The organism is Micromonospora sp. WMMB235, assembly GCF_001855515.1.
In the GTDB taxonomy this organism is placed as follows: Bacteria; Actinomycetota; Actinomycetes; order Mycobacteriales; family Micromonosporaceae; genus Micromonospora; species Micromonospora aurantiaca.
Genome location: NZ_MDRX01000001.1, coordinates 2,275,199 through 2,300,268, shown reverse-complemented (window position 1 = coordinate 2,300,268; position 25,070 = coordinate 2,275,199). Strand labels below are relative to the sequence as shown.

The window sequence follows — 25,070 nt, the reverse complement described above, 5'->3', positions numbered from 1 at the left end:
TCAGAGCGCGGCGGCGAGTCGCTGGGCGTTCATGTACGCGATGGCCTCCACGGAGATCATCGGGTTGACGCCCAGCGACCCCGGGAAGGTCGACGCGTCGGCGAGGACCAGGTTGGGGACCTCCCACGTCGCGCCGTCCGGCCGGGCCACCGACGTCGCCGCGCTGCCGCCCATCCGGGCCGCGCCCATGATGTGCAGGGCGGCCATGGCGACCTGCCCGGGCGCGGTCCCCAGCGTCTCGACGTGCCGGACGAACTCGTCGATGGAACCCGTGCCGCGTTCCCAGACCGGGCCGCGCTGGTGTCCGGACCAGAGCCGCAGCGCTCCGGCCGCCTCGACGATCCGGGCCGCGCCGGCGATCCCTGCTCGCAGATGGGCCGCGTCGTACGGGGAAAGGCGGTAGTGCACCACCGGCTCGCCGTCGCGGCCGACCCGGACCTCACCGCTGTCGCGGTCGCGGGTGATCACGCCGACCCCGCCGAGGTGCGGCAGCGCGCGCATCCGGTCCAGATGCGCCCGTCCGCCCGTCCAGCTCATGAACGACACAGCGGTGGCCGGGTTGGTGGCGGCGGTCTCGTAGATGACGCCGTAGCCGCGGCCGTCGAGATCGGCGTGTTCGGTGGAGTACCGGGTCTGCATCCCGCCCTCCCACGGCCGCACCTCCTCGGCGAACACGCCCCACACGCCGGTCGCCGGATGCAGGTGCAGGTGCCGGCCGATGTTCGGGTTGGTGAGCCCGGAGCGGCGGAGCAGGGCGGGTGTCTGCACGCTGCCGGCCGCGACCACCACGGCGCGGGCGCGTACGGCGACCGGGTGGCCGTTCGCGGTATGGCCGGTCACGCCCGTCGCCCGGCCCGCTTCGACGGTGACGGTCCGCACGTCGACGCCGACGACGAGCCGCGTACCGGCGCGCTCCGCGTCGGCCAGCCAGGTCTTCGTCGCGGACCGTTTGGCGCCGATCCGGCAGCCCAGGCCGCAGCGCCCGCACTCGACACCGGTGTCGCAGCCGTCGACGTTGCGGGGCATCTCGTCGACGTGCCAGCCCAGGCGGTTCAGTCCGCGCTCCATCAGCGCGTCCCGGGAGGAGATCCGGCCGTGCTCGCGGTTGACGCCCAGCCTCGACCACACCGCGTCGAGGCAGCTGTCGTACTCGTCGGTGGCGAACTGCGGCACGCCGAGCGCGGCCCACTCCTCGCGTACCCGGGCCGGGGTGGGGAACGACGTGGTGTAGTTCACCACTGTGCCCCCGCCGAGGCACTGCCCCTGGAGGAGGCTGAGCTGGCCCTCGGCGGTGGCGGCGGGGCCCGGGGCGTAGAGCCGGGACAGTCCGGACAGCTCCCCGCCGTCGAAGTCCCGGTCGTCGTAGTAGCCGCCCTTCTCGACGACGACCACGTCCAGGCCGTGCCCGGCGAGGACCGCGGCGGCAGTGCCGCCGCCGGCGCCGGATCCGACGACGACGACGTCGCAGTCCAGCGTGGTCGGCGCGGACGGGTGGACCGGGGCCAGCGGCGGCGCGGGCGCGTCGGGCCGGACCCCGAGCGGTCCGGGGTAGCCGATGGCGTCCCACACGGGCGAGTGCCCGGCCGGCCCCGGCGTCAGGTAGTAGGAGAGGGTGGCGGCGCCCTTGAGCGCCTGGAACAGCGCCCGTTTGGCGGTGATCCGCGAGTGGGCCAGCGCGAGCAGCGTCTTCTCCCGGCGCTCCTGCGACTGCCGGGAGAACGGCCGCGCGGAACCGCCGAGGACGAACTGGGTGGCGGGGGAGTCCCACCGGTCCAGCAGCCGCAGGAACTGCCGGACCTCGGCGGCGCGCGGATTGTGCAGGACGAGTGCGGCCATCACCTCGGTTGCGCCGAGCCGGCTGGCCGACGGGATCCCGGCGCCGTCACCCGGCGCGAACGTGTCGCAGATGCTCGCCAGGGCGGCGCGCTGGCGGTCGGACAGGTGCACGGTGCCTCCGATCGACCGAAGGGCCGGGTGGGTCAGGACATCTGCTCGGACAGGCCGTACGTCTTGGCGATGATCTCGCGCTGGATCTCGCTGGCGCCGCCGTACACGGTGGACACGATCGCCGAGCGGACCAGACGCTCCATGTCGAACTCGGTGGTGTAGCCGTAGCCGCCCATCATCTGCATCGCGTCCAGCGCGACGCGCCGGGCCGTCTCGGTGGCCTTGAGCTTCGCCATCGAACTCTCCCGGGGCAGCACCGTGTCCGGTGCCTTGTCGACCTTCGCGGCGGTGTCGTAGACGAGCAGCCGGGCGCACTCGATCTCGGTGGCCAGGTCGGCCAGGCGGTGCCGGATCACCTGGAACGATCCGATCGGCCGGCGGAACTGGCGGCGGTCCTTCACGTACGCCACCACGTCGTCGAACGCGCGCCGGGCGATGCCGAGCACCACGCTGGCGAGGATCAGCCGTTCCATGTTGAGCCCGGCCATCAGCTGCCGCCAGCCGTGGTCGACCCGGCCGACCACCGCGTCGGCGGGGAGCACGCAGTCGGTGAAGTAGAGGTCGTTGACCTCGCGGCCGCCCATGGTGTCGATGCCGGACACGGTCAGGCCGGGCGCGCCGGCCGGGACCAGGAACATGGTCAGGCCCTGGTGGTCGCCGGCCCGGCCCGAGGTGCGCGCGACGAGCAGGATGTGCTCGGCCAGGTGGGCGTTGGAGCACCACGTCTTCTGCCCGTTGACCACCCACCCGTCGCCGCGCCGCTCGGCCCGGCAGCTCAGGTTCGCCACGTCGGAGCCGGCCTCGGGCTCGGACATCGCGACCGCCTCGACCACGCCGCGGGCCACGCCGCTGAGGATCAGCTTCTTCTGCTCCGGCGTGCCGAACCGCTGGTAGGTGGCGGCGACGATGATCGAGGTGGTGAACCCGCCGATGGGCGCCATCGCCCGGCTGGTCTCCTCCAGGAACAGGCACAGCTCGGTCATGCCGGCGCCGCCGCCGTCGAACTCCTCCGGCAGCGACAGGCCGAGCCAGCCGAGTTCGGCCATCTTCCGGTACAGCTCCGGGCTGTGCGGTTCCCGCCCGCCGTCGGTGAGACGGTGCCGTTGCTCGCGGGTGCCGACCTCGCGGCGGCAGAAGTCCCGCACCGCCTCGACAAGTGACAGTTGCTCGTCGCTCCACTCCACCGCGGTACCTCCAGCGCATCGTGAGGGATTGACAGCAAGGCTAAACTATCGAATATCAAATGTCAGGAGGCCGCCGATGACGTCCCTCGTTGAGCACCCCCGCCGGCTGCGCGTCGTCGACCCGGTGACAGGTGAGCACCGCGCCGACTACGACATCGCCGACGACGCCGCCGTACGCGCCGCCGTGACGCGGGCCCGCGAGGCGGCCGGCTGGTGGGCCGGTCTGGACGCCAGGCAGCGCCGCCGGCACCTGCTGGCGTACAAGGCGGCGGTCGCCGGTGGCATCGAGGAGCTGGCCGGCATCGTCCGGAGCGAGACCGGCAAGAGCCTCGCCGGGGCTCAACTCGAGGTGATGCTCGCCGTCGAGCACCTGGACTGGGCGGCCCGGCACGCCGCACGGGTGCTCAGGCGGCGGTCGGTCTCCTCCGGCCTGCTCGCGTTCAACCAGGCCGCCTCCGTCGAGTACGTGCCGTACGGCGTGGTCGGCGTGATCGGGCCGTGGAACTACCCCGTCTACACGCCGATGGGTGCGGTGTCGCACGCGCTCGCCGCCGGCAACGCGGTGGTGTTCAAGCCCAGCGAGTTCACCCCGGGCGTCGGGGTGTGGCTGGCCGAGCGCTGGCACGAGCTGCTTCCCGACTACCCGGTCCTCCAGGTGGTCACCGGCGACGGCACGACCGGCGCCGCGCTGTGCCGCGCCTCGGTCGACAAGATCGCGTTCACCGGGTCGGCAGCGACCGGGCGCGCCGTCATGGCCGCCTGCGCCGAGAGCCTGACGCCGGTGGTGATCGAGGGCGGCGGCAAGGACGCGCTGATCGTCACCGCCGACGCCGACCTCGACGCGGCAGCGCAGGCGGCGGTCTTCGGCGGACTCGGCAACGCCGGGCAGACGTGTGCCGGCGTCGAGCGCGTCTACGTCGAACGGTCCGTCTACGAGCCGTTCCTGGCCACGCTCACCGAACTGGCGCGGCAGGTCCGGCCGGGTGCCGAGCCGGACGCGCCGTACGGGCCGATGACCACGCCCACCCAGCCCGAGGTCGTGCGGCGCCACGTCACCGACGCGCTCGACCGGGGCGGCCGGGCGGTTGTCGGTGACGCGGCTTCGGTCCGGCCCCCGTTCGTGGAGCCGGTCGTGCTGACCGACGTGCCCGAGGACAGCACCGCCGTCACCGAGGAGACGTTCGGCCCGGTGCTCGTGGTCAACCCGGTGGCCGACGCGGACGAGGCGGTCCGCCGCACGAACGCGACCAGCTACGGCCTCTCCGGCTCGATCTTCACCCGCGACCGCCGTCGTGGCCTGGCGCTCGCCGGGCGGCTGCGGGCCGGCGCGGTGTCGGTCAACTCGGTGCTGGGGTACGCGGGCGTGCCGTCACTGCCCTTCGGCGGCGTGGGCGACTCGGGGTTCGGGCGGGTCCACGGCGCGGACGGCCTGCGCGAGTTCGCCCGGGCGCGATCGGTGACGTGGCAGCGGTTCCGGCCGCTGATCGAGGTGATGACGCTTCAGCCGTCCGCCGCCGCGATGAAGCGCTCGCTGGCGATGTTCGCGTGGCGTCATGGCCGCCGGTGACTCACTCGTTCCACACGCCCAGGCCGTCCAGGTGCTTGACCAGCCGCTCCGCGCCGTCGGTGAAGTGCCGGGCCATGACCGGCCGGACCGCCTCCGGGTCGCCCGCCGCGAGCGCGTCGAGCAGCGCCTCGTGATCGGCGACCATGCCGGCCCGCCACTCCGCGTCCGCGGCGTAGAACCGCGACGGCGTGTAGCGGGTCACGGTGCGCAGCAGCCAGGACAGCTTGCGCGCGTCGGCGAGCCGGTTGATCCGGCGGTGGAACTCGTATTCGAGCTGTTCGACCCGGCTGACCTGCCGGGCCTGGGCGGCACGGCGCAGCCGCTCGTGCTGCTGCCGCAGGTCGTCGAGCTGCTCCGGGGTGATGCTGACGGCGACCCGGGCGGCCAGCTCGCCGGCGATGTGGCCCTGGAGGCTGAACACGTCGATGATGTCCTGCCGCGACAGCGGCGCCACCACGTGCCCGCGGCGCGGTTGCAGCTCGACCATGTCCTCCGCGCGCAGCATCAGCAGCGCCTCGCGTACCGGTGTGATGCTCAGCCCGGTCTCCTGGGCCACCTCCTCGAGCCGGATGCGTTCGCCGGGGCGCAGCTGGCCGGACATGATCCGGTCGCGCAGCAGGCTCGCCACGGTCTCGGAGAGCTGGGGCTGAGAGACGTTCTGGATCCTGCCGCGGTCCGCCACCAGCCCAGAGTATCAAATGTCAAATGTCAGAACAGGAGCGCCGATGAGCTCGACCGTGCCGGAGTCCGAACCGGCCGGCGCCGGACTGCGGGCCGCCACCAGCGACGGCGTCCGCACCATCTGGTTCGACCGGCCCGACCGGCGCAACGCGATGTCGCTGGAGATGTTCCGCGACTACTACGCGGCCCTGGTGGCGGCGGACGCCGACCCGGAGGTCCGGGCGGTCGTGGTCACCGGCTCCGGTGACTGGTTCTGCTCCGGCGCCGACCCGGAGGCGCTCGCCGCGCTGCTCGACGAACGCAACCGCGACCTGCTCGCCGGCGAGTTCGGCCACCCACCGCACCTGCCGCTGACGCTCGGCACCCCGATCGTCGCCGCGATGAACGGCGGCGCGGCCGGCCTCGGCCTGGTCCACGCGCTCTACGCCGACGTGCGGTTCATGGCGGCGGAGGCGCGCCTGTCCACCTCGTTCAGCCGGCTCGGCCTCGTCGCCGAGTACGGCAGCGCCTGGCTGCTGCCCCGGCTGATCGGCGTCGGCGCCGCGCTGGACCTGCTGCTGTCCGGCCGCAAGGTCGACGCCGTGGAGGCGTTCCGGATCGGACTTGTGCAACGCGTGCTCCCGCGCGACGAGGTGCTGGCCGAGGCACAAGCCTATGCCGTGGCCCTGGCCGAGCACTGCTCACCGGCGTCCATGGCGGTGATCCGGCGGCAGGTGTGGTCGGGCTCGGAGACCGGCGCCGCCGAGGCCGCCACCGACGCGATCCGGCTCATGGTCGAGTCCCTGGCCGGCGCCGACTTCGGCGAGGCCCTGCTCAGCCGGGCCCAGGGCCGCACACCCCGCTTCGCCCCACGGGGCGGCGCGTGAGCGGCCCGCTCGCCGGCGTCCGGGTCGTGGAACTGGCCGGGATCGGACCCGGCCCGTTCGCCGCCATGCTGCTGGCCGACCTCGGCGCCGACGTGGTCCGGGTCGACCGGCCGGAGCCCGGCGCGCTCCCGGCCGGTGACCCCGGGCGGAACCTGCTCAACCGGGGCAAACGCTCGATCGTGGTGGACCTCAAGCACCCCGACGGCGCCGAGGTGGTCCTCGCGCTGGCCGGCCGGGCCGCGATCCTGATCGAGGGCTGGCGCCCCGGCGTGGCCGAACGGCTCGGCGTCGGACCGCAGGCCGCGCTGGCCCGCAACCCGGGCCTGGTGTACGGGCGGATGACCGGCTGGGGACAGGACGGGCCGCTGGCCCGCGCCGCCGGCCACGACATCGGCTACATCGCCGTAGCCGGGGCGCTGCACCCGATCGGCCGCGCCGGCGGGCCGCCGCAGATCCCGCTCAACCTGGTCGGCGACTTCGGCGGCGGCTCGCTCTACCTGGTCGTCGGCATCCTGGCCGCGCTGCACGTCGCCGCCGCCACCGGCCGGGGCCAGGTCGTCGACGCCGCCATCGTGGACGGCGCGGCCCACCTCACCACCCCGTTCGCCGGGATGCTCGCGCAGGGCACCTGGCGACCCGAGCGGGGCCGCAACCTGCTCGACGGCGGCGCACCGTTCTACGACGTGTACGCCACCGCCGACGGCGGGCACATGGCTGTGGGCGCGCTGGAACCCCAGTTCTACGCCGAACTGCTGCGGCTGCTCGGGCTCGCAGGCGCGGACCTGCCGGCACAGCACGACGTGGCCGGATGGCCGGTGCTGCGAGCCCGCTTCGCCGAGGTGTTCGCCGGCCGTACCCGCGACGAGTGGACAGCGGTGTTCGACGGCACCGACGCCTGCGTCGCGCCGGTGCTGTCGCTCACCGAGGCGCCAGGCCACCCGCACCTGGCGGCGCGCGGCACGTACGAGGAGCACTTCGGCGTCCGGCAGCCGGCCGTGGCGCCCCGCCTGTCCGGGACACCCGGCCGGGTCGGCGGCCCGCCGCCCGCGCCCGGCGCCGACACCGAGCCCGTCCTCACCGACTGGGGACTGGGCGCACACCTACCGCGATGGCTGGACGACGGCGTCGTCGGCCGGAAGCAGGGAGCAGCGCACTGATGCGTATCGGGACGACACTGGCATACGCCGCCGACCCCAGAAGCGGCGCCGACGACGTGGCCGCCTGGGAACAGGACGGCCTGGACGTGGTCTGGGTGTCCGAGGCGTACGGCTTCGACGCGCCCACCGTGATGGGTTACCTCGCCGCCCGGACGAGCCGGGTCCACATCGGCTCCGCGATCCTGCCGATCTTCTCGCGTACCCCGGCTCTGCTCGCGCAGACCGCCGCGGGCCTGGACGCGATGTCCGGTGGCCGGGCCATCCTCGGCCTCGGCGCGTCCGGACCGCAGGTGATCGAGGGATGGCACGGCGTCGCGTACGACAGGCCGCTGGCCCGCACCCGCGAGGTGATCGACATCTGCCGGCGGGTGTGGCGGCGCGAGACGCTGACGAACGACGGCCTCTACCGGCTGCCGCTGCCGCCCGGCGAGGGCACCGGGCTGGGCAAGCCGCTGAAGATCCTCACCCACCCGGTCCGCGACCGGATCCCGATCCACGTGGCGAGCCTCGGTGACCGGAACGTCCGGATGACCGCCGAGATCGCCGACGGGTGGCTGCCGTTCCTCTACGATCCGCAGCGCGCGGGCGACGTCTGGGGTGCCGCGCTGGCGGCCGGCCGGGCGAAACGGCCGGCTGACCTCGGGCCGCTGGAGGTGGTGGCCGGCGGGCCGCTGGCGATCGGCCCGGACGTGACCGGGCTGCGCGACCTCGCCCGGCCGCTGATCGCCCTGTACGTGGGCGGGATGGGCGCCAAGGGCCGCAACTTCTACCACGACCTTCTGTGCCGCTACGGCTACGAAGCCGAGGCGGACCGCATCCAGGACCTCTACCTGGACGGCCGCAAGGCCGAGGCCGCCGCCGCGGTGCCGGCGGAACTGCTGGAACGCACCAGCCTGATCGGACCGGAGAGCTACGTGCGTGACCGGGTCCAGGAGTACCGCGACGCGGGCGTGACGATCCTCAACGTCGCGCCGCTGGGCGAGGACCCCCGGCGTCTCGTCGCCGCCGTCGCGGACATGGCCCGGTAGCGCAGGGGAGGAGCCCACACACATGGACCGCGCGATCTTCACTGCCGACCACCTCGCGTTCGCCGAACTGGTGCGCGCCTTCATCGACAAGGAGATCACCCCGCACCACGAGCGCTGGGAGGCCGACGGCATCGTCGACCGCGGCGTGTGGCGGGCCGCCGGCGCCGCCGGCCTGCTCGGCTTCTTCGTCGACGAACGGTACGGCGGCGCCGGGGTCACCGACCGGCGCTTCCACGCCGTCCTGACCGAGGAACTCGCCCGGGCCGGTGCGAGCGGGCCCGCGTTCGGCCTGCACAACGACATCATCGGCCCGTACCTGACCGACCTGACCACCGAGGAGCAGAAGCAGCGCTGGCTGCCGGGCTTCTGCTCCGGCGAGATCGTCACCGCCATCGCCATGTCCGAGCCGGGCGCGGGCAGCGACCTGGCGGGCATCACCACCACAGCGGTACGCGACGGCGACGACTGGGTCCTCAACGGGCAGAAGACGTTCATCAGCAACGGCATCCTGGCCGACCTGGTCGTCGTGGTGGCCCGGACCGATCCCGGCGCCGGGCGGCGGGGGATCAGCCTGCTCGTGGTCGAGCGCGGCATGCCGGGATTCGAGCGCGGCCGCAACCTCGACAAGCTCGGGCAGAAGGCACAGGACACCGCCGAGCTGTTCTTCTCCGACGTCCGCGTACCAGCGGCGAACCTGCTCGGCGCGGAGGGCGAGGGCTTCGCCTACCTGATGCGCAACCTGCCGCTGGAGCGGCTGTCGATAGCCGTCGCGGCGCTCGCCGGCGCCGAGACGGTGTTCGCGCAGACGCTCGACTACTGCAAGCAGCGCCAGGCGTTCGGCCGTCCCATCGGCAGTTTCCAGCACAACCGGTTCGTGCTCGCCGAACTCGCCACCGAGCTGCGCCTGGGCCGGGTCTTCGTCGACAACTGCCTGGTCGCGCCGGACCTCACGGCGGAGACGGCGGCGATGGCGAAGTGGTGGTGCACCGAGTTGCAGCAGCGCGTCGTGGACCGGTGCCTCCAACTGCACGGCGGCTACGGCTACATGCGCGAGTACCCGGTGGCCCGCGCCTACCTGGACGCCCGCGTCCAGACCATCTACGGCGGCACCACCGAGATCATGAAGGAGGTGATCGGCCGGTCACTCGGCCTGTGAGCCGGGCTCCAGCATGGGTACGAGGAACCGGCGGGCCATGGTCCGCAGCTCGTCGGCGTCGTCCAGGTCGATGACGTGGCTCGGGGTGAGCAGGAAGGAACAGGACAGCCGGGTCATCAGCTCGGCGACCACCTCCACGTCGACTGTGGCGGCGATGGTGCCGGCGCGCTGCTCGCGGCGCAGCTGCCCGGCGACGAACCGCTGCACGGTGGCCAGGGTCCGCCCGCCGTCGCTGATCATCGAGGGGATGAGCACGTCCGGTTCGACGCTCATCAGCCCGCCGATCAGCGGGTTGCGGCGGATCGCGTCCAGCGCGCTGACGAAGCCCAGCACCACCCGGTCGCCGACGGTGGCCGCCTGCTGGATGTCGACCAGGAACCGGTCGAAGTAGCGCCGGAACTCGCGGCGGACCACCTGCTCGACCAGCCGGTCCTTGGTGGCGAACCGGCGGTACGCGGTGATCCGGGAGACTCCCGCCCGCCGGGCCACGTCCTCCATCGTGGAGCGGCGGATGCCCATCCGGCAGAACTGCTCGTAGGCGGCGTCGAGGATCCGGGTCGCCACCTCGTCGCTGTCGTCGGCGCTGTGCAACGCCTCGGTGAAGGCGCGTTCCAGCAGCGACTCGGGCCGGTCGGCCGGTTCGTCGTGACCCGCCTCGGGGGAGGACGCCTGCGCGGGAGCGGTCCGGGCCATGGGTGCCCTCCCGGGGGAGACGGTGACGCGGTTGGCGCTTCACCGTACCAATCGCCGGGGCGTACCCCCGGACAAGCGCGACCGCCGCGCCCCCGGAAGCGGGGCGCGGCGGTCGCGTGGGGTGGTGGTGCGGTGTCCGGTCAGGAGCCGGAGCGCTTGGCGGTCGCCTTCAGGTAGTCCCGGTTGAGGCGGCCGATGGTGTTCAGCGGGATGCCCTTCGGGCAGGCCGCCGCGCACTCGCCGATGTTGGTGCAGCCGCCGAAGCCGGCCTCGTCGTGCGCGTCCACCATGCCGATCACCCGGGTGTAGCGCTCCGGCTGGCCCTGGGGCAGCAGCGAGAGCTGGGTGATCTTCGCGGCGGTGAACAGCATGCCCGAGCCGTTCGGGCAGGCCGCCACGCAGGCGCCGCAGCCGATGCAGGCAGCCGACTCGAACGCGGCGTCCGCGTCGGCCTTCGGCACCGGCACCGAGTGCGCCTCCGGGGCGCTGCCGGTCGGCGCGGTGACGTAGCCGCCCGCGGCGATGATCTGGTCGAACGCGTTGCGGTTGACCACCAGGTCCTTGACGACCGGGAACGCGCGGGCCCGCCAGGGCTCGATGTCGATCGTGTCGCCGTCGGAGAACTGCCGCATGTGCAGCTGGCAGGCGGTGGTGCCGCGCTGCGGGCCGTGCGCCTCACCGTTGATCATGAGGCTGCACATGCCGCAGATGCCCTCGCGGCAGTCGTGGTCGAACGCCACCGGCTCCTCGCCGTCGAGGATGAGCCGTTCGTTGAGTACGTCGAGCATCTCCAGGAAGGACATGTCCGGGGACACGTCCTGCACCGGGTAGGTCACCATCCGACCCTTGTCCTCGGGGCCGGTCTGGCGCCAGATGCGCAGGGTCAGGTTCACTTGTAGCTCCGCTGCGTGGGGTGGACGTATTCGAAGGTCAGGTCTTCCTTGTGCAGCACGGGCTCACCGGTGCCGGTGAACTCCCAGGCCGCCACGTAGGCGAACCGGTCGTCGTCGCGCTGCGCCTCGCCGTCGGGCGTCTGGTGCTCGGCCCGGAAGTGGCCGCCGCAGGACTCCTCGCGGTGCAGGGCGTCGATGCACATCAGCTCGGCCAGCTCGAAGAAGTCGGCCACCCGGCCGGCCTTCTCCAGCGACTGGTTGAGGCCCTCGCCGTCACCCGGCACGCGCACCCGCTGCCAGAACTGCTCACGCAGCGCGCGGATCTCGTCGATCGCCTTGCGCAGCCCGGCCTCGGAGCGCTCCATGCCGCAGTGCTCCCACATGATCTGGCCCAGCTCGCGGTGGAACGAGTCCACCGTACGGTCGCCGTTGATCGCCAGCAGCCGCTTGATCCGGTCCTCGACCTCGGTGCGCGCCGCGACCGCCTCGGGGTGGCTGGCGTCGACCTTGTCCAGCGAGTTGGAGGCCAGGTAGTTGGCGAGCGTGTTCGGCAGCACGAAGTAGCCGTCGGCCAGGCCCTGCATCAGCGCCGAGGCGCCGAGCCGGTTCGCGCCGTGGTCGGAGAAGTTGGCCTCACCGATCACGAACAGGCCGGGGATCGTCGACTGGAGGTCGTAGTCGACCCAGAGGCCACCCATCGTGTAGTGCACGGCGGGGTAGATCCGCATCGGCACCTCGTACGGGTCCTCGCCGGTGATCCGCTCGTACATCTCGAAGAGGTTGCCGTACTTGGCCTCGATGGCCTTACGGCCGAGCCGGTTGATCGCGTCGGCGAAGTCCAGGTAGACGCCGAGGCCGGTCGGGCCGACGCCGCGTCCCTCGTCGCACACGTTCTTCGCGGCGCGGGAGGCGATGTCGCGGGGGACCAGGTTGCCGAAGGACGGGTAGATCCGCTCCAGGTAGTAGTCCCGCTCGTCCTCGGGGATGTCCCGCGGGCTGCGCTGGTCGCCCTTGGCCTTGGGCACCCACACCCGGCCGTCGTTGCGCAGCGACTCGCTCATCAGGGTCAGCTTCGACTGGTGGTCGCCGGAGACCGGGATGCAGGTCGGGTGGATCTGCGTGTAGCAGGGGTTGGCGAAGTACGCGCCCTTGCGGTGCGCCCGCCAGGAGGCGGTGACGTTGCAGCCCTTGGCGTTGGTGGAGAGGTAGAAGACGTTGCCGTAGCCGCCGGAGGCGAGCACGACCGCGTCGGCCATCTCGGTGCTGATCTCGCCGGTGACCATGTCGCGGACCACGATGCCGCGCGCGCGGCCGTCGACGAGGACCAGTTCGAGCATCTCGTGGCGGGCGTTCATCTCCACGTTGCCCAGGCCGATCTGCCGCTCCAGCGCCTGGTACGCGCCGAGCAGCAGCTGCTGACCCGTCTGGCCCCGGGCGTAGAAGGTGCGCTGCACCTGCGCGCCGCCGAAGGAGCGGGTGTCCAGCAGGCCGCCGTACTCGCGGGCGAACGGCACGCCCTGGGCCACGCACTGGTCGATGATGTTCACCGACATCTCGGCCAGCCGGTGCACGTTCGACTCGCGGGAGCGGAAGTCGCCGCCCTTGACCGTGTCGTAGAACAGGCGGTGCACCGAGTCGCCGTCGTTGCGGTAGTTCTTGGCGGCGTTGATACCGCCCTGCGCGGCGATCGAGTGGGCCCGGCGCGGGCTGTCCTGGTAGCAGTAGGACCGCACCTGGTAGCCCTGCTCGGCCAGGGTGGCGGCGGCGGAGCCGCCGGCCAGGCCGGTGCCGACCACGATCACCGTCATCTTCCGGCGGTTGGCCGGGTTGACCAGCTTCATCTCGAAGCGGTGGCGGTCCCACCGCGTCTCGATCGGGCCGTCCGGGGCCCGGGTGTCGGCGATCGGGTCGCCCTCGGTGTAGAGATCCATGTCAGGACACCAATCCGGTGATCACGGCGAACGGAACCAGCAGGTAGCCGCCGACGAGCGCGACGGCGAAGACGAGCGCGGCGATCCGGGCCCGGCGCTCGCCCTTCGGCGTCTGCTGGCCGAGGCTGCGGAACGCGCTGAAGGCGCCGTGGCGCAGGTGGAAGCCGAGGGTCACCAGCGCGAGGGTGTAGAAGAGCGTGACGTACCAGCGCTCCGGCGCGAAGCCGGCGACCACGTTGCCGTACGGGTTGGCCGGGTCGCCCTGCGGGTTCAGGTGACCCGTGGTCAGGTCGAGGATGTGGTAGATCACGAAGAGCAGGATGATCACACCACCCCAGCGCATCGTGCGGGCCGCGTAGTTCACGTGGATCTTGCGGCGGTGCGCGTACCGGACCGGGCGGGCGGCCCGGGACCGCATCGCGAGCACGGTGGCCGCGCCGATGTGCCCGAGGACGGCGACGGTGAGCACGGTGCGCTGGATCCACAGGAACCACGTCGTCGGCAGCAGCGGCGTGCCGATGTCCCGCAGCCAGTGCGCGTAGTGGTCGAACGACGTCTCACCCGTGAAGATCTTCAGGTTGCCGAGCATGTGCGCGATCAGGAACAGCACGAGGATGATGCCCGTCACCGCCATGACGGCCTTGAGGCCGACGTTCGAGCGGATGGGCGACCGAGTTTTCGTGATTACCACGCGGTCGACGCTAGGAGCACTTCGATCAGGCGTCCAATGCATCGAAATCGCAGCGTTGATAGCCGTAGGCTATGTAGATGCAGCTCCATCAGCTTCGGTACTTCGTGGCGGTCGCCGAAGTACGACATTTCACCCAGGCGGCCGATCTTGTCGGCATAACCCAGCCCTCGTTGAGTAAGCAAATTCACGCGCTGGAGACCGACCTGGGGGCCCCGCTGTTCGAACGGGTAAGGGGCAACATCACACTGACCGCGGCAGGTGAGGTGCTGCTGCCGCTGGCCAAGCGGATCCTCGCCGACGTGGAGACCGCCACCCGCGAGGTGCAGGAACTGGTGGGGCTGCGCCGGGGCCGGGTCCGGCTCGGCGCCACCCCCAGCCTCGCCACCTCGCTCGCCCCGCCGGTGCTGCGCCGGTTCCGCGACGCGCACCCCACGATCGACCTGCGCGTGGAGGAGGGCGGCTCGCAGGACCTCGTCCGGGACCTGCTCCGCGGCGACCTCGACCTCGCCCTGATCATCATGCCGTCGGCCGGCATCGACCCGGGGCTGCGCGCCGACCCGATCCTGCGGGAGAGCCTGGTGGTCGCCTCGGTCGACCCGCTGCCGGGCGCCTCGGAGGCCGGGGAGCTGCGCATCACCGACCTGCGCGACCAGCCGCTCGTCATGTTCCGCGAGGGCTACGACCTGCGCGACGCCACGCTCCAGGCGTGCCGGGCGGCCGGATTCGAGCCGACCCTGTCCGTCGACGGCGGGGAGATGGACGCCGTGCTCAGCTTCGTCGAGGCCGGGCTCGGCGTCGCGCTGGTGCCCGGCATCGTGGTGGCCCGCCGCGCCGGCATCCGGGTCACCCGGCTCGTCCCGCCCGGCGTCCGCCGGACCATCGCGGTGGCCCGCCGCCGCGACGTGGTGCCCACCCACGCCGGGCGCGAGCTGCGCCGCATCCTCCTGGAGTACGTCCACGACGCCACCGCCACCGCCGAACTCCCCCCAGGCGTGGAGCCCCTCTGACCGCCCCTCTCCCGCCCCTCTCTCCCGCGCGATCTTGCACTTTCGGCCCCGGCGAAAGGTGCGAATGCCACTGCGCGGGGGCACCAAGTGCAAGATCGACGAGGGCGAGGGTGGCGGGCGGGGGTGTGGGTCAGCGGGCCTCGGCGTCGTCCATGGCTCGGTAGATTCGCTGCTCCGAGACGGGGTAGGGGGTTCCCAGGGCCTGGGCGAAGACGTTCACCCGCAGCTCCTCGATCATCCAGCGGATCTGGCGGACCGCCGCCGAGGCACGTCGCGGCGGGGGCAGCGCGGCCAGCATGTCCTGGTACTCCTTCTGCACCACGGCGACGCGGTCCTGCTGCTGCTTGTCCCGCTGCGGGTTGCCCGGCAACCGGTCCAGCCGCCGCTCGATCGCGGTCAGGTAGCGCAGCAGGTCGGGCAGGCGCGCGTACCCCGTCTCGGTGATGAAACCCTTGTGCACCAGGCCGGTGAGCTGGTTGCGGATGTCGGCCAGCGCGGCCACCACGGCGAGGTTGCGGGTGGCGCCGAGCCGCTGCTCCACCGCGTACGCGGAAGCGAGCACCCGGCGTACCCGCTCCATGATCTCGACCACGGTGTCCACCAGGTCGGCGCGGACCTTGTCGCGCAGCACGGCGAAGCCCTCGGCGTCCCAGGCCGGGCCGCCCGCGTCGCCGATCAGCTTGTCGATCGCCGCGCCGGCCGCGTCCTCGATCAGGTCCGGCACGCTGCCGTGCGGGTTGCGGGACAGCGCCAGCTTCGCCTCGTTGCTCAGCCGCCCCTGGAGGAACTTCGCCGGTGACGGCATCGTCAGCCGCAGCAGCCGCCGGGTGCCCGCCCAGTGCGCGGCCTCCTGCTCGGCGGCGGAGTCGAACACCTTCACCCCGACCGTCGCGCCCTCGTCCACCAGCGCCGGGTACGCGGTCACCGCGAAGCCTGCGCGTACCTGCTCGATGGTGCGCGGCAGCGCGCCGATCGACCACTCGGTCAGCCCGGTCCGGGCGACGTCGGGCGCGGCGGCGGCCACGACCTGGCGTACCTCCTGGCGCAGCTCGCGTTGCAGCGCCGGCAGGTCCTTGCCCTCGGCGACCGGCTTGTCGTCGTCGCCGAGCACCCGGAACGTGACCCGCAGGTGCGGCGGCAGCCTGCCGAGGTCCCACGCGTCGGCCGGGACCGTCACCCCGGTCATCCGGCGCAGCTGCCGGGTCAGCGCGGCCAGCAGCGGCTCCTCGCCCGGTGTGATCGCGGCGAGTGCGGCGCGCGCGTAGTCGGGCACCGGCACGAAGTTGCGCCGTACCGGCTTGGGCAGCGACCGGATCAGCGCGATCACCAGTTCCTCGCGCAGCCCCGGCACCTGCCAGTCGAAGCTCTCCGCCGGCACCTGGTTGAGCAGCGGCAGCGGGATGTCCACAGTGACGCCGTCGGTGGGCGCGGTCGGGTCGAACGTGTACGTCAGCGGCAGCGTCACGCCGTCGGCCCGCCACTGGTCCGGGAAGTCCTCCTCGTCCACCCCGCCCCGGCCGTCGTTGACGAGCAGCTCGCGGGTGAACGTGAGCAGGTCGGGCCGCTCCCGGCGGGTCTTCTTCCACCACGAGTCGAAGTGCCGTCCGGAGACCACGTCGGCGGGGATCCGCTGGTCGTAGAAGGCGAAGATGGTCTCGTCGTCGACCAGGATGTCGCGACGCCGGGCCCGGTTCTCCAGCTCCTCGATCTCGGTCAGCAGCTTCTGGTTGTCCCGCCAGAACTGGTGGTGGGTCTGCCAGTCGCCCTCGACCAGGGCGTGCCTGATGAACAGCTCGCGGCTCAGACCTGCGTCGATCCGCCCGAAGTTCACCTTGCGGGAGGTGACGATCGGGATGCCGTACAGCGTGACCTTCTCGTAGGCCATCACCGCGGCCTGCTTCTTCTCCCAGTGCGGCTCGCTGTAGCTGCGCTTCACCAGGTGCTGGGCCAGCGGCTCGACCCACTCCGGCTCGACCCGCCCGGCCACCCGCCCCCACAGCCGGGACGTCTCCACCAGCTCGGCCGCCATCACCCAGCGCGGCGGCTTCTTGAACAGCGCCGACCCGGGGAAGATCGCGAACTTCGCGCCCCGAGCGCCCAGGTATTCGTGCTTCTGCGCGTCCTTGAGGCCGAGGTGCGACAGCAGGCCGGGCAGCAGCGACTGGTGCACCTTCGGGGTGTCGATCTCCTCCGGCAGGTCGGCGCCGGCGCCGCGCCGGCCCTCACCCTTGTCGGAGGTACGCAGCACCTGGCGCAACTGGCTGACGATGTCCTGCCACTCGCGTACCCGGAGGTAGTTGAGGTATTCGGCCTTGCACATCCGGCGGAACGCGCTGGACGACAGCTCCCGCTGCTTCTCCCGCAGGTAGCGCCACAGGTTCAGGTACGCGACGAAATCGGACTCCTTGTCGGCGAACCGGGCGTGCGCCTGGTCGGCCTGGGCCTGCTTGTCGGCCGGGCGTTCCCGGGGATCCTGGATGGACAGCGCGGCGGCGATCACCACGACCTCGGTGGCGCAGCCGTTGCGCTCGCCTTCGAGGACCATCCGGGCCAGCCGGGGGTCGACCGGGAGCTGGGCCAGCCGCCGGCCCAGCGCGGTGAGCCGCTTCGCCGGGTCGGTCTCGGCCGGGTCGAGCGCGCCCAGCTCGTGCAGCAGGTTCACGCCGTCGGTGACGTTGCGCCGGTCCGGCGGGTCGATGAACGGGAACGCCGCGACGTCGCCGAGCCCGATCGAGGTCATCTGGAGGATGACCGAGGCCAGGTTGGTCCGCAGGATCTCCGGGTCGGTGAACTCGGGGCGGGAGTCGAAGTCCTGCTCGTCGTAGAGGCGGATGCAGATGCCGTCCGAGGTACGCCCGCAGCGGCCCTTGCGCTGGTTGGCGCTGGCCTGCGAGACCGGCTCGATCGGCAGCCGCTGCACCTTGAGCCGGCTGGAGTAGCGGGAGATCCGGGCGGTGCCCGGGTCCACCACGTACTTGATGCCGGGCACCGTCAGCGAGGTCTCCGCGACGTTCGTGGCCAGCACCACCCGGCGGTTGGAGTGCGCGGCGAAGACCCGGTGCTGCTCGGCGGTGGACAGCCGGGCGTACAGCGGCAGGATCTCGGTGCCGAGCAGCGACCGCTTGGACTGCACCAGCTTGCCCAGCGCGTCGGCGGTGTCCCGGATCTCCCGCTCCCCGCTGAGGAACACGAGGATGTCGCCCGGCCCCTCGGCGGCCAGCTCCTCGACCGCGTCGCCGATGGCCTGGATCTGGTCCCGGACGTTCTCCTCGTCGGCCTCGTCCTCCTCGTCGGCCTCGGTGACCTCGACCAGCGGCCGGTAGCGGACCTCCACCGGGTACGTGCGCCCGGACACCTCGACCACCGGCGCCGGGTTGCCCTCGGCGTCGGCGAAGTGTTTCGCGAACCGGTCGGTCTCGATGGTGGCCGAGGTGATGACGACCTTGAGGTCGGGCCGTCGGGGCAGGAGCTGCCTGAGATAGCCGAGGATGAAGTCGATGTTGAGGCTGCGCTCGTGCGCCTCGTCGATGATCAGCGTGTCGTACTGCCGCAGCATCCGGTCGGTCTGCAACTCGGCCAGCAGGATGCCGTCGGTCATCAGCTTGACCAGGCTGTTGTCGCCCACCTGATCGGTGAAGCGCACCTTGTAGCCGACCACGTCGCCCAGCTCGGTGCCGAGTTCGTCGGCGATCCGGTCGGCGACCGTGCGGGCCGCCAGCCGGCGGGGCTGGGTGTGCCCGATCAGGCCGGTGATCCCGCGCCCCAGCTCCAGGCAGATCTTGGGGAGCTGGGTCGTCTTCCCGGAGCCGGTCTCACCGGCCACGATCACCACCTGGTGGTCGCGGATCGCGGCGGCGATGTCGTCCTTGCGCTCGCTGACCGGCAACTGCGGCGGGTAGGTGATCGCCGGGACGGCCGCGCGGCGCGACTCCAGCCGCGCCTCGGCCCGGGTCACCTCGGCCGCGATCTCGGCCAGCGCCGCCTCCCGCCGCTGCGGGTCGCGCAGCCGGCGCACGCCGTCGAGCCGCCGCTGGATCCGGCGCTGATCGCGGAACATCAGGGGGGCGAGGCGGCGGTGCAGGTCGCGGGCGGTCTCAGGGGCGGCGGGTACGGCTGGATTCTGCATGTCGTCGCCAAGGATAGGCAGCCGCGCGGCGGACCGCCCCCGGGTTACCGGCGCTGGGCGTGCCCTCCCTGGTGCGGCCGTCCCCGCCGGATAAAGTTGCCGCCGACGAGGCCGACGGACGAGGCCGACGAGGGGCGGGGATGATCATGCGGGACACCGACCGGGCGCTCGTGCAGGCCGCCACCGCCGTCGCGAAGCTGCGCTGCCGCAGCGACAACCACACAGTCGCCGCCGCCGTACGCAGCACCGACGGCCGGGTGTTCAGCGGCGTGAACGTCTACCACTTCACCGGCGGCCCGTGCGCCGAGGTGGTCGCACTCGGTGCCGCCGCGACCCAGGGCGCGGGCGAGCTGGAGGCGATCGTCGCGGTGGGGGACCGCGGCCGGGGCGTCCTGCCGCCGTGCGGACGCTGCCGTCAGGTGCTGCTCGACTACTTCCCGTCGATCAAGGTGATCGTCGGCCCGGCCGACGGGCTGCGCGCGATCCCGATCACCGACCTGCTGCCCGAGACGTACGTCTGGGCCGACCAGCAGGTCGAGGTGCCGGTGGCCGCCCGCGCCGGGGTGTGGCCGACGCCTGTGGTGCCGGGCAGCCGGCAGGCCCCGGAGGACTGACCGCGCCCCGCTCCGGGCGCTGCCGGCCGCGACACTCAGTCGCCGGCCGCTGCCTCCAGCATCGAGCGGGGGACCGGCACCTGCTCGAAGCGGACCTGACCCTCCGGCACCATCCAGCTGCTGACCTGCGCGACGAGTCGTCCCGCGCGGACCGCCGGGTCGTTCGCGTACAGCTCACGGGCCATCTGCGGGTCCACCGACAGCACCACGAAACCGCGGACACGCCCGTCGTCGCCGTCCAGGAACGGCCCCGCCGCCAGCACCGCGCCCTGCTCCACCAGCCCGGCCTGGTGCGCCAGGTGCGCGTCCTGGATCCGGTCGAGGGCGTCCTGCGGCAGGTCCGGCGCGTCGTCCGGGCGGACCAGGAGCACCACCGTGTGCCTGTCGAATCGCATGTCCTCAGGCTAGGTGCTGCCGGGCGCGCAGTGCCCGGATCGACCAGTCCAGCACCGGCGCCAGGCTCTCGGCCGGTGGCCACCCGTTGACCACGGAGAGCAGCTCCAGGTACCGCTCCCGGCGAGGGTCGCTCGCGGTCCGCAACCGGTCCAGCATCCGCCGGCGCAGGTCGGCGTCGTCCGAGCGGCCGCAGAGCCGCGCGTACCGGCCCGCCGCCCGGGCCAGGATCGGATCGGCCTCCGGCGCGGCCGGCTCGATGCCGTCGGCGAGCGCCGAGGCCACCTCCTCCCGGACCACGGCGACCACGTCCCGGCGTACGCCCTCGGCGCCTTCCCGGTCCGCCGCGTGCTGCTCGGCCAGCCGGCGCAGCCCGGCCCGGAATCCCGGGTCCAGGGCCAGCTCGGCCAGCTCCACCCACGCCTCGATCTGATCGTCGTCCGGATCGTCGGGCAGCTCCGGCGTGAGCGACCGTCTGATCCCCGCGAACCCCGGATCGGTCAGGCCGCCGAACGCCGCGTCGAGGAACTCGTCGACCAGCCGCCGCCGCTCCCGCGCGGCCAGGCCGGCCAGCCGGTGCAGCAGGTCGGCCTCGGACGGGGAGGCCCCGCGCCGGGCGATCACTGTCAGCACCGCGCGGCGTGACCGCAGCAGGCGGATCTGCGCGGTCAACGCGTCCGCGTGCGCCGAGGCGACCTCGGCCAGGCTGACCTCCCGCGCCACCACCCGGCGCACGGTGGGCAGGGCCACGCCCAGCTCGCGCAGCGTCCGTACCAGGTCGAGCCAGGCCACCGCCGCCGCGTCGTAGCGGCGGTGGCCGGCCGGTCCCCGGTCGGTGGGCGGCACGATGCCGCGGTCGGACCAGAACCGGATGGTCTTCACCGGCAGCCCGGTCCGCCGGGCCAGGTCACCGATCGAGTAGCGCTCCGCACCGTCCATGCGCCCACCATCGCGCCTCCCCCCGGTGGAGGCGCAACCCCATCGACAAAGCCCGCTTAGGTACGCCTTACCAGGTCAGCTAAGGTAAGGCGCACCTAATCGGAAGGCGAAGCCCCCTCGTGACCACCGTCGCCGTCCGGCCCGCGCGGGCCGGGACTCCCGTCCGCCGCGGCACCGTCCGCCGCGTCGCGGTCACCGTGGCGGCGGCGCTCCTGCTCCTGCTGGCGCTGCTGGCCAGCCTCGCGCTCGGCAGCCGGCACCTCCCCGTCGACCAGGTGTGGCACGCGCTCGTGTCCCCGGACGGCGGCGACGCCACCACAGTGGTCCGGGAACTGCGGCTGCCGCGTACCGCCCTCGGGCTCGTCGTCGGCCTGGCGCTGGCACTGGCCGGGGTGCTGTTCCAGGCGGTGACCCGCAACCCGCTGGCCGAGCCGCGCATCCTCGGCATCAGCGCCGGGGCGTCGTTCGGCGTGGTGCTGGCCATCGCCGTGTTCGGGGTGGGCACGCTCGCCGGGTACGTCTGGTTCGGCATCGCCGGCGCGCTGCTCGCCGGGCTGCTCGTGTTCGCCATCGCCAACCGCACCCGCGAGGGCGCCAGCCCGGTCACCCTTGCGCTCGTCGGCGCGGCCCTCGACGCCGGTCTCGGCGCCATCGTGTACGCGCTGCTCAGCATCGACGCCCGCACGTTCGAGGAGTACCGCTTCTGGGTGGTCGGCGGGCTGACCGGCCGGGGCGTCGGCGTGGCCGGGCAGGTACTGCCGTTCGTGGTGGCCGGGGTGCTGCTGGCCGCGCTCGCCGCCCGCGGTCTGGACGCGCTCGCCCTCGGCGACGACGTGGCCCGGGGACTCGGGCACCGGGTCGCACTGGTCCGGCTCGCCGCCGGGGCCGGTGGCGTGCTGCTCACCGGTGCTGCGGTGGCCGCCGCCGGGCCGATCGCCTTCGTCGGGCTGGCCGTGCCGCACCTGGCCCGGGCGCTGGTGGGCGCGGACCAGCGGTGGACGCTCCTGGTCGCCGCGCTGCTCGGGCCGGCGTTGCTGCTCGCCGCCGACGTGGCCGGCCGCCTTGTCGCCCCGCCCGGTGAGATCCCGGCCGGCATCATCACCGCCCTGCTCGGCGCCCCGCTCCTGGCCTTCCTGGTCCACCGAGCCAAGACGGTGACGACATGACCACCCCCGCTCCCACCCCCACCCCCACCCCCGGCTCCCGCGATCTTGCACTTGCCGCCCCGACGAAGGGGGCATTCCGGGCACCCGAGGGGCCCGAAGTGCAAGATCAACGGGGTGGGGTGCGACGGCCGCGGGGGCGTGGAGTGCTGCGGGTCGGGGCGGTGGTGGTGCCGTTCCGGTGGCGGCCCCTCGTCGTGGCGGCGGTGCTGTTCGTGCTGCTGTGCGTCGCGGTGGTGGTCAGCCTGTCGCTGGGTACGCCGTACGTCGCCCCGGTGGACGTGGTGCGGTCGCTCTCCGGTGCGGGCACCCCGTACGACCTCGTGGTACGCGACCTGCGACTGCCTCGCGCGGTCCTCGCGGCGGTGGCAGGGGCGGCCTTCGGCGTGGCCGGCACGCTGATCCAGAGCGTGGCCCGCAACCCGCTCGCCAGCCCCGACGTCATCGGTGTCACCCAGGGCGCCGGGCTGGCCGCGACGATCGCGCTGACCAGCGGCGCGGCGGCGGTGCTGGTGGCGCCGGCGGCGCTGCTCGGCGGCCTGGCCGCCGCGGTGGCGGTGTTCGCGCTCGGCGCCCGGCACGGCCTGGCGGCCCAGCGGTTCGTGCTCGCGGGTGTGGCGGTGGCGTTCGCGTTCCGGGCGCTGATCGAGGTGGTCATGCTCACCGCCGACCCGATCGACGGGCTGCGCGCCCAGATTTGGCTGATCGGCACGCTCGCAGGCAAGGGATGGAGCGAGGCGGCCTGGATCGCCGGCACGCTCGCGGTCCTGCTGCCGGTGCTGCTTTGGGCCGGGTGGGCGCTGCGCAGCAGCGCGCTCGACGACGACACCGCGCGGGGGATCGGCCTGCGGCCGGTGGCCCGGCGCATGGGGCTGGCCGGCACCGGTGTGCTGGCCGCCGCCATGGTCACCGCCCAGGTCGGCGCCGTCGACTTCGTGGCGCTGGTGGCCCCGCAGGTGGCCCGGCGGCTGGTCCGCGCCGAGCGCCCGCCGCTGCTGTGCGCCGCGCTGCTCGGCGCGTTGCTGCTGGTCCTCGCCGACCTCGGTGCCCGCCGGCTGCTGGCGCCGACCCAACTGCCGGCCGGCGTGCTCACCGCGGCGATCGGCGGGCCGTACCTGATCTTCGTGCTGCTCCGCACCCGAGGGAGGCGGTCGTGACCGCGCTGCTGTCCACCCGCGACCTGGTCGTCGGCTACGAGGGCCGCACCGTGCTGGACGGACTCGACCTCGACCTGCCGGCCGACACGTTCACCGTGATCGTCGGCCCGAACGCCTGCGGCAAGTCGACGCTGCTGCGCACGATGGCCCGGCTGCTCACGCCCCGGCGCGGCGCGGTGCTGCTCGACGGCGCGGCGATCCGCGAGCTGCCGACCCGGGACGTGGCCCGGCGGCTCGGCGTCCTGCCGCAGAGCCCGCTGGTGCCCGAGGGGATCACCGTGGCCGACCTGGTCGGGCGCGGCCGGCAGCCGTACCAGCGCTGGTGGCGGCAGTGGTCGGCCGAGGACGGACGGGCGGTCGAGGAGGCCATGCGGCTGGCCGACGTCAGCGCGCTCGCCGACCGCCCGGTGGACACGCTCTCCGGCGGGCAGCGCCAGCGGGTGTGGATCGCCATGACGCTGGCCCAGGACACCGACGCGCTGCTGCTGGACGAGCCGACCACGTTCCTCGACCTGGCCCACCAGGTCGAGGTGCTGGACCTGCTGCACCGGCTGCGCGCCGAACGCGGCCGGACAGTGGTGGCCGTGCTGCACGACCTGAACCAGGCGGCCCGGTACGCCGACCATCTGATCGCCATGCGCGACGGCGCGGTGGTGGCCGCCGGCAAGCCGCGCGAGATCCTCACCGCGGATCTGGTCCGCGACGTGTTCGGGCTGGACTGCGTGGTCGTGCCCTGCCCGGTCAGCGGCGCCCCGCTCGTGGTGCCCGCCCTCACCCAGACCGGATCCGCCCAGACCGGATCCGCCCAGACCTCGGCCGTTCCGGCCGTCACGCCGGCCCCGGCCGGCGCCCCCGTCGGCGACGCCTGAGCGCGCCGACCCGCACCACCGAAAGGAACCTGATGCGTCGTCTCGCCGTCGCACTCACCGCCGCCCTCGCTCTCGGCGTCGGCCTCACCGCCTGCGGGGAGAGCGACCCCGTCGCCGGCACCGGCACCGGGGAGACCCGGGAGATCACCCACTCCATGGGCACCACGAAGGTGCCCGCCGAGCCGAAGCGCGTGGTCGTGCTCGACACCGACAAGATCGATACCGCGCTGTCGCTGGGCGTCACCCCGGTCGGCGCGGCGACCGCCGGTGAGGCGAAGAGCTGGCCCACCTACTTCGGCGCGGACAAGCTCGCCGGGATCACCGAGGTCGGCGTGCTCACCGAGCCGGACCTGGAGGCGATCAACGCGCTCAACCCGGACCTGATCCTGGGCAGCAAGTTCCGCCAGGAGAAGTTCTACGACGAGCTGTCCAAGATCGCCCCGACTGTCTTCACCGAGAAGGTGGGCGTCACCTGGAAGGAGAACTTCCTCCTCGACGGTGCGGCGCTGGGCAAGGAGCAGCAGGCCAAGGACCTGCTGGCCGAGTACGAGAAGCGGGCGAAGGACTTCGGCGCGAAGCTCGGCGACGCCTCGTCCCGCAAGGTCTCCATCGTGCGCTTCATGCCGACCGAGATCCGCCTGTACGGGCCGGACTCGTTCTCCGGCATCGTCGTCGGCGACACCGGCCTGGGCCGCCCCGAGCGGCAGATGCTCGCCGGCAAGGAGGACAAGCGGATGGACCGGGTCAGCCCGGAGCGCATCGCCGAGGCCGACGGCGACGTGGTGTTCGTGACCGCGTACGGCGAGAAGGCCGCCGCCGAGCAGGCCAAGGTCACCGGCGGCACGCTGTGGAAGGGCCTGTCCGCGGTCAAGGCCGGCAAGGCGCACGTGGTCTCCGACGAGATCTGGATGACCGGCATCGGCGTGGGCGCCGCCAACAAGATCCTGGACGACCTGGAGAAGTACCTGGCCGCCTGAGCCCCGATCACCCGCGCCCGTCCAGCCGTCG

Annotated in this window: 21 protein-coding genes; 11 read left to right on the top strand and 10 right to left on the bottom strand. The window is 72.9% G+C overall.

The window, feature by feature from the left end; translation table 11 throughout:
- Together BFV98_RS09305 and BFV98_RS09300 are read right to left on the bottom strand one after the other, a co-directional pair.
- Entirely contained in the window at positions 1 to 1,947 is a 1,947-nt protein-coding gene (locus BFV98_RS09305; protein WP_030270415.1) for a GMC family oxidoreductase N-terminal domain-containing protein, read from the bottom strand.
- Between the two features lie 32 nt (positions 1,948 to 1,979).
- On the bottom strand, positions 1,980 to 3,131 hold the full coding sequence (locus BFV98_RS09300; protein ID WP_030270414.1) for an acyl-CoA dehydrogenase family protein: 1,152 nt from the start codon (positions 3,129 to 3,131) through the stop codon (positions 1,980 to 1,982).
- Between the two features lie 76 nt (positions 3,132 to 3,207).
- Between BFV98_RS09300 and BFV98_RS09295 the strand changes: the two genes are divergently transcribed.
- Complete coding sequence (locus BFV98_RS09295) at positions 3,208 to 4,698, top strand: aldehyde dehydrogenase family protein (protein WP_071095852.1); 1,491 nt, start codon at positions 3,208 to 3,210, stop codon at positions 4,696 to 4,698.
- Position 4,699: 1 nt separating this feature from the next.
- Here BFV98_RS09295 and BFV98_RS09290 read toward each other — a convergent pair whose 3' ends face one another.
- On the bottom strand, positions 4,700 to 5,380 hold the full coding sequence (locus tag BFV98_RS09290; protein ID WP_013285323.1) for a GntR family transcriptional regulator: 681 nt from the start codon (positions 5,378 to 5,380) through the stop codon (positions 4,700 to 4,702).
- A 43-nt stretch (positions 5,381 to 5,423) separates the two neighbouring features.
- On the opposite strand from BFV98_RS09290, the gene BFV98_RS09285 reads away from it, so the two are divergent.
- Genes BFV98_RS09285 through BFV98_RS09270 form a run of 4 tightly spaced genes read left to right on the top strand, consistent with a single transcriptional unit; the run spans position 5,424 to position 9,586 of the window.
- The gene (locus BFV98_RS09285; protein WP_071095849.1) at positions 5,424 to 6,245 is read left to right on the top strand and encodes an enoyl-CoA hydratase-related protein; all 822 of its coding nucleotides are present in this window, start codon (positions 5,424 to 5,426) and stop codon (positions 6,243 to 6,245) included.
- Positions 6,242 to 7,402, top strand: coding sequence for a CaiB/BaiF CoA-transferase family protein (locus tag BFV98_RS09280; RefSeq protein WP_030270408.1), 1,161 nt, complete (start codon positions 6,242 to 6,244; stop codon positions 7,400 to 7,402). Before BFV98_RS09285 ends, BFV98_RS09280 begins: the two co-directional genes overlap by 4 nt.
- Positions 7,402 to 8,430, top strand: a complete 1,029-nt coding sequence (locus BFV98_RS09275; RefSeq protein WP_030270406.1) for an LLM class F420-dependent oxidoreductase — start codon at positions 7,402 to 7,404, stop codon at positions 8,428 to 8,430. Before BFV98_RS09280 ends, BFV98_RS09275 begins: the two co-directional genes overlap by 1 nt.
- A gap of 22 nt (positions 8,431 to 8,452) precedes the next feature.
- Entirely contained in the window at positions 8,453 to 9,586 is a 1,134-nt protein-coding gene (locus tag BFV98_RS09270; RefSeq protein ID WP_013474781.1) for an acyl-CoA dehydrogenase family protein, read from the top strand.
- Here BFV98_RS09270 and BFV98_RS09265 read toward each other — a convergent pair.
- The 4 genes from BFV98_RS09265 to BFV98_RS09250 form a co-directional block, all read right to left on the bottom strand.
- Positions 9,572 to 10,279: a TetR/AcrR family transcriptional regulator gene (locus BFV98_RS09265; RefSeq protein WP_013285328.1), complete on the bottom strand. Its 708-nt coding sequence runs from the start codon at positions 10,277 to 10,279 to the stop codon at positions 9,572 to 9,574. The genes BFV98_RS09270 and BFV98_RS09265 overlap by 15 nt on opposite strands.
- A 140-nt stretch (positions 10,280 to 10,419) precedes the next feature.
- Complete coding sequence (locus BFV98_RS09260) at positions 10,420 to 11,172, bottom strand: succinate dehydrogenase/fumarate reductase iron-sulfur subunit (protein ID WP_013285329.1); 753 nt, start codon at positions 11,170 to 11,172, stop codon at positions 10,420 to 10,422.
- Entirely contained in the window at positions 11,169 to 13,103 is a 1,935-nt protein-coding gene (locus BFV98_RS09255) for a fumarate reductase/succinate dehydrogenase flavoprotein subunit (RefSeq protein WP_013285330.1), read from the bottom strand. The genes BFV98_RS09260 and BFV98_RS09255 overlap by 4 nt, the downstream gene beginning before the upstream one ends.
- 1 nt (position 13,104) lies before the next feature.
- Entirely contained in the window at positions 13,105 to 13,836 is a 732-nt protein-coding gene (locus BFV98_RS09250) for a succinate dehydrogenase cytochrome b subunit (protein ID WP_174361705.1), read from the bottom strand.
- A gap of 35 nt (positions 13,837 to 13,871) precedes the next feature.
- Here BFV98_RS09250 and BFV98_RS09245 point away from each other — a divergent pair, with 35 nt between their 5' ends.
- The gene (locus tag BFV98_RS09245) at positions 13,872 to 14,801 is read left to right on the top strand and encodes a LysR family transcriptional regulator (RefSeq protein WP_047890880.1); all 930 of its coding nucleotides are present in this window, start codon (positions 13,872 to 13,874) and stop codon (positions 14,799 to 14,801) included.
- A gap of 130 nt (positions 14,802 to 14,931) precedes the next feature.
- Here the strand turns inward: BFV98_RS09245 and hrpA are convergent, their stop codons facing one another.
- Complete coding sequence (gene hrpA / locus BFV98_RS09240; protein WP_071095847.1) at positions 14,932 to 18,927, bottom strand: ATP-dependent RNA helicase HrpA; 3,996 nt, start codon at positions 18,925 to 18,927, stop codon at positions 14,932 to 14,934.
- 140 nt (positions 18,928 to 19,067) lie between these two features.
- Here hrpA and BFV98_RS09235 point away from each other — a divergent pair, with 140 nt between their 5' ends.
- Complete coding sequence (locus BFV98_RS09235; RefSeq protein ID WP_071095845.1) at positions 19,068 to 19,541, top strand: cytidine deaminase; 474 nt, start codon at positions 19,068 to 19,070, stop codon at positions 19,539 to 19,541.
- A 35-nt stretch (positions 19,542 to 19,576) separates the two neighbouring features.
- On the opposite strand, the gene BFV98_RS09230 is transcribed toward BFV98_RS09235, so the two are convergent.
- Together BFV98_RS09230 and BFV98_RS09225 are read right to left on the bottom strand one after the other, a co-directional pair.
- On the bottom strand, positions 19,577 to 19,936 hold the full coding sequence (locus tag BFV98_RS09230; RefSeq protein WP_013285335.1) for a YciI family protein: 360 nt from the start codon (positions 19,934 to 19,936) through the stop codon (positions 19,577 to 19,579).
- A gap of 4 nt (positions 19,937 to 19,940) precedes the next feature.
- On the bottom strand, positions 19,941 to 20,873 hold the full coding sequence (locus BFV98_RS09225) for a MerR family transcriptional regulator (protein ID WP_071095843.1): 933 nt from the start codon (positions 20,871 to 20,873) through the stop codon (positions 19,941 to 19,943).
- Between the two features lie 119 nt (positions 20,874 to 20,992).
- On the opposite strand from BFV98_RS09225, the gene BFV98_RS09220 reads away from it, so the two are divergent.
- The 4 genes from BFV98_RS09220 to BFV98_RS09205 all read left to right on the top strand — a co-directional run bounded on the left by BFV98_RS09220 (position 20,993) and on the right by BFV98_RS09205 (position 25,039).
- On the top strand, positions 20,993 to 22,039 hold the full coding sequence (locus BFV98_RS09220) for an iron ABC transporter permease (RefSeq protein ID WP_013285337.1): 1,047 nt from the start codon (positions 20,993 to 20,995) through the stop codon (positions 22,037 to 22,039).
- A 119-nt stretch (positions 22,040 to 22,158) separates the two neighbouring features.
- A complete protein-coding gene (locus BFV98_RS09215) occupies positions 22,159 to 23,193 on the top strand; it encodes an iron chelate uptake ABC transporter family permease subunit (RefSeq protein WP_232236645.1) in 1,035 nt (344 codons plus the stop codon).
- On the top strand, positions 23,190 to 24,062 hold the full coding sequence (locus tag BFV98_RS09210) for an ABC transporter ATP-binding protein (RefSeq protein WP_071095842.1): 873 nt from the start codon (positions 23,190 to 23,192) through the stop codon (positions 24,060 to 24,062). Before BFV98_RS09215 ends, BFV98_RS09210 begins: the two co-directional genes overlap by 4 nt.
- A gap of 32 nt (positions 24,063 to 24,094) precedes the next feature.
- The gene (locus BFV98_RS09205) at positions 24,095 to 25,039 is read left to right on the top strand and encodes an ABC transporter substrate-binding protein (RefSeq protein WP_013285340.1); all 945 of its coding nucleotides are present in this window, start codon (positions 24,095 to 24,097) and stop codon (positions 25,037 to 25,039) included.
- The last annotated feature ends 31 nt before the right edge of the window (positions 25,040 to 25,070 follow it).

Coding starts and splice junctions, on each gene's coding strand:
- BFV98_RS09295 (WP_071095852.1), top strand. CDS start 3,208: ATGACGTCCCTCGTTGAGCACCCCCGCCGGCTGCGCGTCGTCGACCCG.
- BFV98_RS09285 (WP_071095849.1), top strand. CDS start 5,424: ATGAGCTCGACCGTGCCGGAGTCCGAACCGGCCGGCGCCGGACTGCGG.
- BFV98_RS09275 (WP_030270406.1), top strand. CDS start 7,402: ATGCGTATCGGGACGACACTGGCATACGCCGCCGACCCCAGAAGCGGC.
- BFV98_RS09270 (WP_013474781.1), top strand. CDS start 8,453: ATGGACCGCGCGATCTTCACTGCCGACCACCTCGCGTTCGCCGAACTG.
- BFV98_RS09265 (WP_013285328.1), bottom strand. CDS start 10,279: ATGGCCCGGACCGCTCCCGCGCAGGCGTCCTCCCCCGAGGCGGGTCAC.
- BFV98_RS09255 (WP_013285330.1), bottom strand. CDS start 13,103: ATGGATCTCTACACCGAGGGCGACCCGATCGCCGACACCCGGGCCCCG.
- BFV98_RS09250 (WP_174361705.1), bottom strand. CDS start 13,836: ATGCATTGGACGCCTGATCGAAGTGCTCCTAGCGTCGACCGCGTGGTA.
- BFV98_RS09245 (WP_047890880.1), top strand. CDS start 13,872: ATGCAGCTCCATCAGCTTCGGTACTTCGTGGCGGTCGCCGAAGTACGA.
- hrpA (WP_071095847.1), bottom strand. CDS start 18,927: ATGCAGAATCCAGCCGTACCCGCCGCCCCTGAGACCGCCCGCGACCTG.
- BFV98_RS09235 (WP_071095845.1), top strand. CDS start 19,068: ATGATCATGCGGGACACCGACCGGGCGCTCGTGCAGGCCGCCACCGCC.
- BFV98_RS09230 (WP_013285335.1), bottom strand. CDS start 19,936: ATGCGATTCGACAGGCACACGGTGGTGCTCCTGGTCCGCCCGGACGAC.
- BFV98_RS09225 (WP_071095843.1), bottom strand. CDS start 20,873: ATGGACGGTGCGGAGCGCTACTCGATCGGTGACCTGGCCCGGCGGACC.
- BFV98_RS09205 (WP_013285340.1), top strand. CDS start 24,095: ATGCGTCGTCTCGCCGTCGCACTCACCGCCGCCCTCGCTCTCGGCGTC.